This window comes from Kitasatospora sp. NPDC004272 (genome assembly GCF_053603035.1).
In genome coordinates this window covers 1-11,604 of record NZ_JBSGET010000197.1, presented here as the reverse complement: position 1 = coordinate 11,604, position 11,604 = coordinate 1, and the positions used below count along the sequence as shown (strand labels likewise).

The following is an 11,604-nucleotide window of genomic DNA, read 5'->3' as shown; positions in this document are numbered from 1 at the left end:
TAATGATCCGGCCACCACCGATATCTACCCGCCTCATAACACACTCTTCCCCTCCCCCCCCCTCTTCCCACCCCCCCCGGCCTTCGGCCGGGGGCTCCGGGCTTCGCCCGGTGCTGGGTGGCGGCTGCGCCGCCACGGCGCCCGGCTGCGCCGGGCCTGCCGGGGCTGCGCCCCGGTGGGGGTGCGGGGTGCTGTGGCGGATCAAGGGCCGCATGGGGGACAACTCCAGTCTTTGCCAGGAGGGTTGATGGGTGGTGGGCGGGTAGGGCCTTCGGCCCGGGTGGGTGAGGGGCTGGAGGTCGGCCTGGGGTGGGTGCGGTGTGATGGCGAGTGCCGGCCTGGGGGTCGGGTGGGCCCAGGTAGGGTGGTGGTGAGGGGTGGCCAGGTGGTGGGGTCGCTCGAAGGAGTGGAGAGGGGCGGGCTTCGCCCGAAGGGGCTGCATCAAACTGGGCAAGCCGCTAGAGTCTGGAGCTGTGACGAGCTCCCGGGGGTGCTTATTCCGGTGATGAATCAGCTTCGCCGAAGAGCCACCGAATACGCTGGTTTAATTGACAACCGGGGCCCTCTTCTCCGCCCCTGATAGCCGATTTTCGAGCGGAAGGAACGGGCGGAATGCGGGCAAAGATTGATGGATTCAATGGTGCGTAATTCGTTGGGGAGTCCGGCTGAGCCGGATCGCTGCGGCACGTCGGCCGGGAGTCGGGCCCATCGCCCGAGCCCTGTGCTCCGAGGTCGATCCGGCGGGGGCGGGGTCCGGAGGAGCCCCCGCCGGCACTCCGCGCGGCTGGAAGCCACGCACGTCCGGCGGAAGGGCAGTTGACCCGCCGTCCGGTCCAGGTGGAGCGCAGCGAGCGCGGCACTGCCGGATCGGCCGCAGGCCGATGCCGCCGGACGGCGGGAAGGCCGCGTACGTGCCCGCGGGCGTGTGGTGGGCGGTGGTGGCTGGGCCTCGCGCGCGTGCGTCTTACTGATAAGAGGGGCCGCGGTGGATTGCGGCTGTGACCTGGGGTTTTGCCGGAGGCTATGTGTTGGTTCTGGCACATTGACCTGCGGGTCTGTGCTGGGGCGGACACCGAGGGACCAGATTTGGCCCCGAAAAGAGGGACAAAAGCATTTGTGCTGCTCAGCTGGGGTGTCAGCGTCTCCCGCGTCAACGCTTGGTGTCGCACCCGACACAAGGGGGCCACGCCGACGGGGACAAAGTTCCCGGATTGCGGTGACAATCTCGACTAGGGTGCCGGAAGACATGATCGGGACCGAGGAAGCGGAGCGCAGCGTGGCCCAGGCAAGGCGCGGCAAGGCCGGGGAGAGTCCCGAGCCGCCGCGGACGACGTCCTTGGCGGACAGCTTCGCCAAGGCGATGGAGCAGCGGCCGCCGAAGCCCGGCCGGCCGGTGCAGGCCGCGAAGGTGGACTGGGTCTACCGGGCCCCGCACCAGGTCTTCGGTCGCGAGGGCTACAGCCAGGTCAGCAACGACTTCCTCTCCGAGGTCCTGGCCGTGCTGATCGCCCGTCACGGAATGTCGCCCGCGCAGTCGGCGGTGCTGGTGTTCTGCATGGGCCGTCAGCGCAAGGGCCGGCTCAAGGCCACCCACGCGGCCATTGCGAAGCACCTGGGGATCGAGCGGGCGAACGTGACCCGGGCCCTGGGCACGCTGGAGGGCTGGCACATGCTCCAGCGCCGGTCGAACTCGGTGATCGTGGTGAACCCGCTGATCTGCTTCAAGGGCAACGGCGACGTCCAGGAGGAGACGCTCGCCCAGCTGCGCGCGGACGCCTCGGCCGCCCTGCGTCAGCACTTCCCGCAGATGCGGGACGATGAGATGAAGAAGGCGGCGGACAAGGAGTTCCCGAACTTCGTCCCGCCGAAGCTCCCGCCGCCGCGCAGCAGGCAGCTGGCGTTCGGGGACGACAACGACGACCTGGTGGTGGAGGGACAGGCATGCTGATTCAGTCGCACCTCGCTATGGCGCAGCTGCACCGTCTGGGGCTCTCCAAGGCCGCCTACGACGTTCTGAGCGCCATGTCGGAGGTCCAGCACTCCGGAGGCGAGGTGAACGCCTCACAGGCCGAGCTGGCGGCCTCCGTGGGGCTCAGCAAGAACCGGACGTCCATCGCGGTGAACCAGCTCGTGGAGCGGCACGTCGTGCTGCGGCCCGAGGGCCGCTACCGCAGCTACAACATCCACCCGCTGTTCGCCGGCTACAACACCGTCGAGGAGCTCGAGGCGGGCATCACCGACGCCCTGCAGGCCATCCAGGCCGGCGAACTGCCCGAGCCCTCCGCGCCCGCCGCTCCAGTCCCCACCCGGCACCTGACCGCCGTGCCCTCCCGGAAGAAGACCGCGTAGGCCCGAACGGGCAGGCCCTGTCGAGTTCAGCGAAGAAGGCCAGCATGGTCGGACAGCCCACGGCCATCAACATCACCCGACCGGCCGAGTTCGCGCCGGACGCCAGCTAAGAACGTCGGAGGACCGAAGTTGGAAGAGCACGCCACCTGGAGGCAGAGGGCCCGCGAGGGGATGGCCGATGCGGTGGTCAGCACGGCAGAGGCGGTGATCACCACGATGGAGCGGCGTACGGTGAACTACGAGATGGGACGGGCAGTATGGGATCACCTGCCGCTGGTCCTTGAAGCGTTGTCGGACTTCGCGGAAAAGGGGCAAGCAGCTTCCCTCGCACACCTCACTGTCTCCGCCAACTGCCCAGATCGGGAGAACAAGGCCCGACAGCGGAGTGAGGCGTTGGACATGCTGCACGACGCCGAGCAGGCAGATCAGCTCAGGCAGTGGCTGCTGGAAGCCGGACAACGGTTGAACGACAGGCGCCTTGCCGACTTCATCTGACCTACAGCACTCGCTGGCCTGCCCTCCCGCTCGGAGAGGCAGACGGGCCAGGGCGGGCTACGGCGGGCTTTGTCATCACAGGGTTGATCAGTTCGTTCTGCTCCAGCAGAACGAACTCAAGGTCCCGGTCGGGAACACCGCGCTCGGCGGTGTTCCCGACCGGGACCTGTCGCTATGCCTACTCGGAGGCGGCGCGGGCCTCCAGGAGGCGCTGGGCGTGCTGCTGGCGGGCGCCGAGGGCGTTAGACAGGTTACGGAACAGCAGGGCCAGGCCGCGGTGGGCGCCGCTCCCGCAGGCCTGCGCACAGCCATCGCACCGCGAACCCGCGGCAGGACAGGCGGCCGGGCAGGGGTGCTGGCGCTCGGCCTCCTCGAGGACCAGGGCGGGTAGCCGGGAGGCCGCACGGACGGCGGGGTCGGCGTAGCAGCCGATGCTGTTCAGGAAGGCCGTGGTGAGCCAGCCCTGGACGTCCAGGGCGGTGCGGTGGTCCGTGCGGGCGAGGGCGTCCAGGAGGCGTTCGTCGCCCGGCTCGGGGGCGAGGTCGTTCAGCCGGCCGTGGTCGATCAGGCGCTGGATCTGGCGGCGGCGCCGCCCGTACGCGCCGGGCGCCGGGCTGGAGTTGGTGTGATTGGTCATCAGGCCAGCGTTCAGCCGGAGGCCTGTGGATAGAGGTCGGCGGCCCCGGGTACCGACCGGGGCCACCAACGCCGTGTCCTTCGGCTTGGCGCTCTTGGCGGTCAGGTGCTGGCGTACAGGTAGCGGTCCACCAGGCGCAGCAGCGCCTGGGTGTTGAGCAGGGCCGTGAAGGCGAAGCCGCTGCGGTAGGTGCGGGCGGAAGCCTTGTGCGCGCCCAGGTGCCGGTTGAAGTTGTGCTGCTGCTTGAGGTCGCTGAACACGTTCTTCATCGCGGTGACCAGGAGGATGGCCGGCAGCCTCCGTAGTTGGGTGTCGCCGGTGTAGGCCCCGAGGACTCCGGTGATCACCTTGTGGCTGCCGGTGTTCGGGCTGCTGGGGAACGTGCCTTGAGGGAAGTAGCTGCGCAGCCAGGCTTTGCCGTGGGCGGTCATGAGGGTGTCCAGCACGTTGCCCAGCAGCGCCTGGGCGGGGGCGTCGTGGCCGTCGCGGAGGCAGGCGGCGGCTTGGAGGGTGAGTTCTCGCAGGTCTTCCAGGTCAGGGTGGTCCACCTCCTGAAGGCTGGCTTCCACGTCCTGGACGACCTCCTGGCGGTGGTCGACCAGGTACTGCTGGCGAGCGGTCGCGGTGGGCAGGGCCAGGAGGGCGGTGACGATCTCCGCGCGCGGTGCCCAGGCGAAGCAGGCACCGTCCTTGGCGGCGCCGCGCAGCAGCCACGCCCACTGCTCCTCGCCGAGGTCGGCCAGGTTGTCGGGCAGCCAGTCCTTGACCAGGTCGCGGATCCGGTCGAACCCGGCGAACAGGTCCTTGGTGAGGGACCGGCGGATTTCTTCCGCGATCCCCATCAGCGGCGAGACGTAGGAAGCCGCGAAGTTGCTGCCGGCCAATCCCACCATGTTGCTGAACAGGTCGGCCGGAGAGGGGCCGGTCACCGGGACGATCCGCAGGGCTTCCGACAGCACCGACCGCTGGCCGGCCAGGGCTGTGGCCACCGAGGTTCGCAGCGTCTCGGAGAACGCCCCGCCCTTGAGCGTCGAGGAGAGGAGATCGGTGGCCACGAAGCGCAGTTGGAGCGCGTCGGCGAAGGACGCCTTCAAGTCGCTCCCGATCAGCCCGGTCACGTTGCCGAAGGAGCCGGGCAGCTGCGGGGCGATCCGCAGGGCCTCCGTCAGCACCGAGCGCTGCTCCGCCGTGGCGATGGCGATCGAGTCCCGCAGGATCTCGGACGCCCTCGATGCCCCGACGATCGAGGAGACCAGGTCGGAGCCGATGATGCTCGTCTTCACCCCTGCCGCCGCTGCCACCGATGCCGCGAGCTGCGCGTTCTGCTCCGCCCTGATCGAGGCCAGGGTGTTGAACAGGGGCTGGTTCACGATCCGCCCGAGATCGGCGAGCTGGGCCCGCAAGGGGCCCAGCGGGTCGTAGTCGAGCGGGAACGGCCGGACGATCCTCACCCGGCCGGGGCCTGACTCCTTCGCTACCGCCTGCTCGCCGTCCTGCACTTCACCGTCGTCGTGCTGCTCCCGGTCGTTCATGCACACCAGCATCCCGGTCGAGAGCGACAAGAACATCAGATTTCCCAGCCCGCCGAACACCGGGAGGGGCTCGGCGGCCCGGCCTGGCTGGGCAAGGGAGTCAGCAGGCGGCGAGCAGGGCTTCGACGGGCTGCTGGGCGACTTCGGCGGCGGCGATGCGGCGCAGCAGGAGCAGAGTGCGGTCGGCGGTGGTGGGCGGGGTGGGGGCGCGGTGGAAGCCGGTGGAGGGGTCGAGGTCGGCGCGCCAGCGGGTGGCGGCGGGCTTGAGGCTGTTGACGCGGTTCGGCAGTTGCAGGGCGCAGGTGGGCTTGCGGCGGCGCAGGGCCTCGCGCAGGGGGTCGAGGTCGGCCGGGGACCAGATCACGACGGTGCGCTCGGCGAGCAGGTCGGTGAGGTGGGTGATGGGTTCGGCGTGGTCGACGGCGTGCGCGGGGGCGCCGGGGGTGCGGGGGCCGGTCAGCCGGACGGTCTCGTCGAAGAGGGTGGTGCCGGTGCGGTCGAGGACGGTGATGCGGGCCGCGGCGGGCGGGCGGGGCGTGCCGTGGGCGGTGGGTTCGCCCGGGACGTACTGGACGGCGAGGACGGCCAGGTGCTCGTCGTCCAGGAGACGGGCGACGGTGGCGGCGACGTCCCGGGCGTCGGCGGCTGCGGCGGCCTGGCGCTCGCGCAGGCGGGCGATGTGGGCGCAGGTGTGGCACAGCAGGTGGCCGCCGGTGGCCGGGACGAGCGGGGCGTCGGGGTGGGCGCCGCAGTCCTGGCAGGTGCGGGTGGTGGTGCGGCGGGCGGCCGCGGCGGCGAGCTGCGCGGCGCTGGCCGAGGTGGGCTGCGATTCGCGGACGTCGTACAGCTCGAACGTCGCCTTGCGCCCGATCGCGTTGCGGGTGTCGATGGTGGCGCGGACGGGGCCGGCGGGCTGGCGGGGCAGGTCGAGGTCGGCCAGGGCGGTGCGGGTGAGCAGGTGGGCGGGGACATCGCCCCAACGGGTGTAGGAGATCGGCGAGTTCGCGGACTGCGGCATGTGGTGCCTTCCCTTCTCGGTGGTGCGGATCTCGGCGGTGCGGTTCAACGACGGCTGCGACCGGGCGGGCAGGTCGGTGGAGGCGTGTGAGGAATTCGTTCCGGCCTTTCTTTTTATGAGCTCTGATCGGCCGGGTATTCGATCGTCCGGGGCCTTCTGGCGGTGCCCTGTTTTCGGTTCGGGCGTTTCGGGATGTCGTTCCGGTGGCTTCATTGTGGCGGAAGAGGTGGTCCTTCACGCGCGATCCAGCCGTTTTAACTGGTCGCGCAGTGCTGGCGATGAGTCGCGATGCCAAGGCCGGTCGACGGTGGTCGACTGGCGGCCGTCCGACCCGGGTGCATTCAACTAGCCTGGTTCAGAAGGGACTTGACTTCGAGTCCGGCAGTGATCGGGAAGGGTGTGGGTCAGCTCCGAGGTGTCCAGGCCATGGCCATGTCGTCCAGGTCGATTTCCGGCAGGCAATGTGGGAGAGGGACGCACTTCGGCCGGGTCGCTCTGGTGGAGCGACCCGGCCGAAGAGCGGGACGGTGGTTCAGGCGGCGCGGTGGATGGTGCAGGTGCCGTCGGGGGCGCGGTGGATGGTGTCGCCGAAGCGCGCCCAGGCCCGCGGGCGGCCGTCGTTCGCCCAGAGGGTGAGGCCGTCAATCTCGATCCGGCCGGTGGTGGGGTTCATGGAGTAGTGCGGCTTGCAGTGCTCGATCAGGTCCTGGTCCCACAGCCGGTAGGCGGTGTCGTAGTCGAGGACCCACCGCTGGTCGACGGCAGAGGGGGTGGCGAGGGTGTTCGTCATGGCGTTGGTCCTGTCTGCCGGTGTGATGGGTGGGGTGGGCTCAGCTCAGGTCGAAGTCTTCGGGGTCGTACTCGAAGTCGTCCGGGCCGAAGCCGCCCGAGACACCGCCGTTGAAGTACTCGGCCAGGGCTCCGCCGATGATCTCGCGGACCTCGCCCTCGTCCTGGGCGAGGGCGAGGGCGGCGGCCTGGTCGCCGGTGAGATCGAGGTGGATGTCACGGGCCCGGACGGCGTCCGATCCCTGGATCTCGAAGGTATGCGCGCGGCCGACCCGGGCGGTGATCCCGGAGTGCGGACCGAGCTTGGCCAGTTGCTTGGCCTTGCGCTTGCGGCCGGTCTCGGTGGTTTGCACGTCGACCGCGTCCAGGCGCAGCTTCTCGCGGTGCTTGCCGGCCGGGTGGCGGGTGCCGTCGACCCAGCGGGAGATGGTGCGGGCGGAGACGCCGTAGGCGGCGGCCATGGCCTTGGTGCTGCCGCCGTACTTGCGCTCCCGGACCTGCCCGGCCTGGGTGGTGGTCTGCACGGGGGCCTTCCTGCTGGGGAACAGCGACTCGCGGACCTTCCCGAACAGGCCCCTAAATCCGCCGGCCATCAGCTCTCACCTTCCTTCTGCTCGTCGGTGCTCTCGGACTCGGTGGCGGTGCTGGTCTGGATCGGGGTGCCGTCGGTGGCGTACTGGTGGGTCAGCTTGGAGGGGTGCTCGCGCCGCTCCATCGCCGCCACCGCCTCCTGCAGCGGGATCGAGGCCTCGTGCTTGTGCGAGCCGGGCGCGATACCCAGGCGCAGCGCGCCCGGCACCGGGGAGCCGTCGTCCTTCACCGGCAGGAGCTCGATCGGGGACGGGGCGTCGGCGGCGTACAGGTAGGAGTCGACGTTCACCGCGAACGGCGCCCGGCCGGTCAGCAGGTAGGTCTTGCGCATGCGGCGGTGGGCGGCGATCCGGGCGGCGGCGATGATGTGGAAGCGGATCTCCGGCCGGTACGACCAGGAGCCGGCGACCTTCTCCAACCAGGCTTCGTCGTCGAGGTGGCGGGCGGAGTCGGACCACTTCCCGATCCCGCCCTTGTAGATGTTCTTGTACAGGGAGCCCAGCGTCAGGGCGTCCGCCCGCACCGCATCGGTGCCGACCTCCTTGTGGACCGCGTACGCGGCGAGGAACTCCTGTGGGCCCTGGCCGTCGATGAGGCCGAGGTCGGCGTAGACACGCTTGTAGCCGCCCCGCACCCGGGTCGTCCACTCCTTGAGCAGCGGCGCGGTGTGCGTCGACAGATACGCCTCGGTGATCGAAGCCGGGTCGAAGCCGTACGTGCTGGCCATGTAGGCCACCGTCGGGGTGGCGTACCAGCCGGGCCCGGTGGGCGGGCGGCCGTGGAAGGTCGCGGGGTGCGGCAGCAACTCGTCCACCTCGACGCCGGTGAAGTCCGCGAGCCACAGGCCCGCGGTCTTGCCCTTGCCCCAGGACGGGTTGCTCACGTGCTCCAGCTCGCCGATCGGCAGCGGCAGGGAGTCCGTCACCGACAGGTAGGACGCGCAGACGTCGACCGCGACCGCGAACCGGCGGCCGGCCTCGTCGGCGGTGAGCTCGCGCGCCCACCACTTGTAGTCCTCCTCCTCGCACACCGCCTGCCCCCCGGACAGGAGTTCGCGGGTGAGCGGGTGGCGGGCGCCGGCCGCGATGGGCACGCACCGGTCCCCGGCCGGGAGCGCGCCCTCGCGCAGGTGCGAGGACCACTCCCCCGTCGCCTCGTCCTTCACCCACTCCACCCGCGGCCGAACCGCGTCCAGGAGCAGCATCGCGGTGGAGGCGGTGGTCGCGCCCGGGGCGACGCCGAGGTCGGCGGTGAAGGTCCGGTAGCGGCGGGCGAACGTCGCCCCGTCCCGGGTGCCGTCGGGGGCGGCGGCGAGCGGCGCGGCCAGCGCGCTGACGGCCTGCTGCCGGGCATCGCCCTGCCCCAGCCACGGCGCGACGGTCACCTGCAGCGAGGTCTTCGGCCCGCCCGCCGACCCGGCGCGGCGAAACGCCCGGAACACCGGCCCGATGCTCTCGGAGACCTCCATCCCGACCGCCGCGGCGGCCTTCGCGAGCTTCGCCTGCAGCGCGTTCAGCGCCTTGTCCGTGCTCGGCAGCGCGGCGGGCAGGCCGAGCTGCTTGAGGGCGGCGGCGGTCAGGCACACCGCGCCGTCCCCGCCCCGGCCCTGCGGGTGGGCGCGCTCGACCCGCAGCGGCAGCCCGGTGCCCAGCCACGCGAACCAGTCGCCGAGCTTCGGTCCCGCCGGGACCGGGAAGCCGGGCACGTCCAGCACCCAGCTGCCGTCCTCGGCGGCGTCCAGCGCCACCACCGGCACCCACCGGCTGGCCGCCGGAGCGGCTGCCGCGGTCGGGCTGGTGGTGCGCGGCGCGGACGAACGGCCCTGGGCCCGGGCCGGAGTCCCTGCCGGGCGCTGGCCGCCCCGCGCCGAAGCAGCGGTGGTCGACGGTGCGGGCCGGGACGGCGAGGCAGCGGCCGGTGCCGGAGAAGCCGGTGCGGGCTCGGCCTGGGCGGTCGGGACGGCGGTGCCCTGGGCAGCCGGGGCCGGGGCGGTGGCCGCGGGGGCCTGCCGCCCGGCCGGGGCAGCGGCCTCGGGCGCGGGGACGGCGGCCGCGGGACGGCAGAACCCGCCGAGGTGCATCGGGCGTCCCTGGGCCCGGTAGACGGAGGGCTGCCCGCACTGCACGCACGGCTCGGCCGGGCCCATCACCAGCGAACCGTCCGGGTGCTGGTCCAGCGCCACACCCTGCTGCGGCGCAGCGGCGGCCGTCTGCGGCACCGGCGCGGCGGGCGGAGCCGGGGCGGGGAAGCGGGCCGCGAGGCCCTCCAGCAGGCGCATGTAGGCCGGGGCGACCTCCGGGCCCGGGGCTGCGGTCCCGTCCTCCCAGCCCTTCACCAGGCTGGAGTTCACCCGCAGCGCGACCGCGACCTGAGTGACGGTCAGACCGGCCGCCAGGCGCAGCCGCTGGCGCTCCGCCGGGTCGGGCAGGCCGGTGCGCACGCCCGAGAGCAGGGCGTCGACCGAGTCGAAGAGCTCGTCGGACATCGATCGCTCCTCAGCGTCCGTTGGGTCGGGTCGGGTCGAGTCGGGGGTCGCCGGCCAGCGCGTCGAAGACCTGGCCGGTGACGCAGGCGGTCAGGCCGCGCTCCGGGTGGCGCAGGGCGTAGCCGGCGGAGCGGCCGAGGTCGGCCCGGCCGATCGGGACCTGCGGGCGGTAGTAGAAGGTCAGCTCCCGGCCCGCGAACTGGTGGGTCGGCGCGGCGTCCGGGACGGGCGGCAGGGTGAACTCCGGCAGGCCGGTCACGTCCAGCTCGGCGTGCGGGTGGAGCTCGTCGTCGGTGCCGTTGGCGCGGAAGGCGACGACCAGGTCCACGCCGCCGCTACGCCGGTCCCTCGGGAGGCCGTGGCCCTCGAGGACCCGGGCGAGCTGGGAGGCAGACATGCCGGCCGCGTCGCCCAGGGCGCGGCGGTTGGAGTAGCCGCCGGAGGCGTCCGCGCTGCACATCGCCAACTCCTTCACCACGGCCAGATGCCGGGTCACCCCGCCGATCCGCTCCACCAGTGCGGTCAGCTCGTCGAACGCCGACGCCTGCGGCGGCTGCACCCGCTCCTCGCGCAGGGCCGCGAGCAGGGCCCGCCCCAGGTCATCGGGCACCTCCACGCCCTCGCCGCCGAAGCTCACCCTCACCACATCACTCCTAAACAGTAGAAGACAACTAAATGGTAGAGGTGTTCACTTTGGGTGTCAAAGAGGAAGGGGCGCGCGGCAGCGCCGCACGCCCCTCCAAAAGCTCGGTATCAGATCAGCCCAACGGTTGAACGACCCGCCGGTCTCGCCAGTGGGTGAACAGAGCCTTCCAGTGGTGGCGAGCCCGGCTGGGTACCGCCCACTTCCGGTTCGGCAGGTCCTCGCCCAGGTCCTCCAGCACGATCCGCACCGCCAGGTCCAACCAGCGCGGCAGGTACCCGTAGCTCAGCAGCAACTCCGCCAGCTGTTCCGGCGTGCCCGGCATCTTCTCGTCCCGCCAGTGCGCGGCGGTGAACTGCTCGGCGGTCAGCGGCCGGCTGGTGAGCACCGGCACCGCCAGCTCCGCGAACGCCCGATCACGCTCGTCGGCCCGCTCGGTGGAGGCCGGCGGCTTCGCCGCGAGCAGTTCCCGCTGGTACGCACGGGCGCCTTCGGTCCATCCACTGGTGACCACCAGCCCGCGCGGAGCCGGGCTGTTCACTCCGTCGTCCGGCTCCCGCGTCACCCGCACGCACAGGTGCAGCGGCCCCTCGGTCGCCAGCAGGCGGGCTCGATGCCGTTCCGCCTCCTCGTCGTCGCACAGCGGCCCGATCTTCGTCCACGGGCTCCGGAGCGTCGGCGGCTCCGCCGTCACCGGGGTCCAGTAGACGAACGGCAGCGCCAGCTCGGCGTGCACCGCGCGCAGCCGCCGCTCGTACTCCGCCTCGGTGAGGCCGAGGTAGGCGATGGCCCGGGCGTAGCGGGCGAGAGCAACGGTGCCGGTCCGCCACAGCACCCGGTGCAGGTCCCCGGCCCGGCTCTGGAACTCCCGCTGGGGCACCCGCAACGCGGCCTCCAGCGAGCCGAGCTCGCCGTTGCACTGCCGGCAGAGCGCGCCCCTGACCTGATGCGTCGCGTGGTCGTGATCGACCTCTAGTGCTCTGACCGAGAAGGTTCACCGGGTTGGCGGTGGTGCCGCCGGAACCGGTTGGATGTCGGTGGACATCCGATCCGGTGTGGGGAGGC

General features: G+C 71.7%; 11 protein-coding genes and 1 pseudogene. 3 read left to right on the top strand and 9 right to left on the bottom strand.

Features of this window, described 5'->3' with window-relative positions; all coding sequences use genetic code 11:
- Positions 1-1,246: 1,246 nt before the first annotated feature.
- The 3 genes from ACWEO5_RS35880 to ACWEO5_RS35870 all read left to right on the top strand — a co-directional run bounded on the left by ACWEO5_RS35880 (position 1,247) and on the right by ACWEO5_RS35870 (position 2,844).
- Positions 1,247-1,948, top strand: a complete 702-nt coding sequence (locus ACWEO5_RS35880; protein ID WP_452166297.1) for a replication/maintenance protein RepL — start codon at positions 1,247-1,249, stop codon at positions 1,946-1,948.
- On the top strand, positions 1,942-2,349 hold the full coding sequence (locus ACWEO5_RS35875; protein ID WP_452166296.1) for a hypothetical protein: 408 nt from the start codon (positions 1,942-1,944) through the stop codon (positions 2,347-2,349). The genes ACWEO5_RS35880 and ACWEO5_RS35875 overlap by 7 nt, the downstream gene beginning before the upstream one ends.
- A 129-nt stretch (positions 2,350-2,478) precedes the next feature.
- A complete protein-coding gene (locus ACWEO5_RS35870) occupies positions 2,479-2,844 on the top strand; it encodes a hypothetical protein (protein ID WP_452166295.1) in 366 nt (121 codons plus the stop codon).
- Between the two features lie 178 nt (positions 2,845-3,022).
- Here ACWEO5_RS35870 and ACWEO5_RS35865 read toward each other — a convergent pair whose 3' ends face one another.
- The 9 genes and pseudogenes from ACWEO5_RS35865 to ACWEO5_RS35825 all read right to left on the bottom strand — a co-directional run.
- Positions 3,023-3,481: a hypothetical protein gene (locus tag ACWEO5_RS35865; protein WP_452166294.1), complete on the bottom strand. Its 459-nt coding sequence runs from the start codon at positions 3,479-3,481 to the stop codon at positions 3,023-3,025.
- 101 nt (positions 3,482-3,582) lie between these two features.
- Positions 3,583-5,049 carry a hypothetical protein gene (locus ACWEO5_RS35860; protein WP_452166293.1) on the bottom strand — a complete coding sequence of 489 codons (1,467 nt, stop codon included), beginning with the start codon at positions 5,047-5,049 and terminating at the stop codon, positions 3,583-3,585.
- A 64-nt stretch (positions 5,050-5,113) separates the two neighbouring features.
- Positions 5,114-6,031, bottom strand: coding sequence for a hypothetical protein (locus ACWEO5_RS35855; RefSeq protein WP_452166292.1), 918 nt, complete (start codon positions 6,029-6,031; stop codon positions 5,114-5,116).
- Positions 6,032-6,563: 532 nt separating this feature from the next.
- Positions 6,564-6,821, bottom strand: a complete 258-nt coding sequence (locus ACWEO5_RS35850; protein ID WP_452166291.1) for a hypothetical protein — start codon at positions 6,819-6,821, stop codon at positions 6,564-6,566.
- A gap of 40 nt (positions 6,822-6,861) precedes the next feature.
- Positions 6,862-7,413, bottom strand: a complete 552-nt coding sequence (locus tag ACWEO5_RS35845; RefSeq protein ID WP_452166290.1) for a helix-turn-helix domain-containing protein — start codon at positions 7,411-7,413, stop codon at positions 6,862-6,864.
- On the bottom strand, positions 7,413-9,896 hold the full coding sequence (locus ACWEO5_RS35840) for a hypothetical protein (RefSeq protein ID WP_452166289.1): 2,484 nt from the start codon (positions 9,894-9,896) through the stop codon (positions 7,413-7,415). Before ACWEO5_RS35840 ends, ACWEO5_RS35845 begins: the two co-directional genes overlap by 1 nt.
- Positions 9,897-9,906: 10 nt before the next feature.
- The gene (locus tag ACWEO5_RS35835) at positions 9,907-10,539 is read right to left on the bottom strand and encodes a hypothetical protein (RefSeq protein WP_452166288.1); all 633 of its coding nucleotides are present in this window, start codon (positions 10,537-10,539) and stop codon (positions 9,907-9,909) included.
- Between the two features lie 115 nt (positions 10,540-10,654).
- Positions 10,655-11,425: a hypothetical protein gene (locus tag ACWEO5_RS35830; protein WP_452166287.1), complete on the bottom strand. Its 771-nt coding sequence runs from the start codon at positions 11,423-11,425 to the stop codon at positions 10,655-10,657.
- A 9-nt stretch (positions 11,426-11,434) separates the two neighbouring features.
- Positions 11,435-11,512 (bottom strand): annotated as a pseudogene (locus ACWEO5_RS35825) (endonuclease domain-containing protein); the annotation flags it as partial.
- Between the last annotated feature and the right edge of the window lie 92 nt (positions 11,513-11,604).

What these genes read in the sequence shown, in the direction of transcription:
- ACWEO5_RS35880 (WP_452166297.1), top strand. Translation starts at nt 1,247, where the DNA reads ATGATCGGGACCGAGGAAGCGGAGCGCAGCGTGGCCCAGGCAAGGCGC.
- ACWEO5_RS35875 (WP_452166296.1), top strand. Translation starts at nt 1,942, where the DNA reads ATGCTGATTCAGTCGCACCTCGCTATGGCGCAGCTGCACCGTCTGGGG.
- ACWEO5_RS35865 (WP_452166294.1), bottom strand. Translation starts at nt 3,481, where the DNA reads ATGACCAATCACACCAACTCCAGCCCGGCGCCCGGCGCGTACGGGCGG.
- ACWEO5_RS35860 (WP_452166293.1), bottom strand. Translation starts at nt 5,049, where the DNA reads ATGTTCTTGTCGCTCTCGACCGGGATGCTGGTGTGCATGAACGACCGG.
- ACWEO5_RS35855 (WP_452166292.1), bottom strand. Translation starts at nt 6,031, where the DNA reads ATGCCGCAGTCCGCGAACTCGCCGATCTCCTACACCCGTTGGGGCGAT.
- ACWEO5_RS35850 (WP_452166291.1), bottom strand. Translation starts at nt 6,821, where the DNA reads ATGACGAACACCCTCGCCACCCCCTCTGCCGTCGACCAGCGGTGGGTC.
- ACWEO5_RS35845 (WP_452166290.1), bottom strand. Translation starts at nt 7,413, where the DNA reads ATGGCCGGCGGATTTAGGGGCCTGTTCGGGAAGGTCCGCGAGTCGCTG.
- ACWEO5_RS35840 (WP_452166289.1), bottom strand. Translation starts at nt 9,896, where the DNA reads ATGTCCGACGAGCTCTTCGACTCGGTCGACGCCCTGCTCTCGGGCGTG.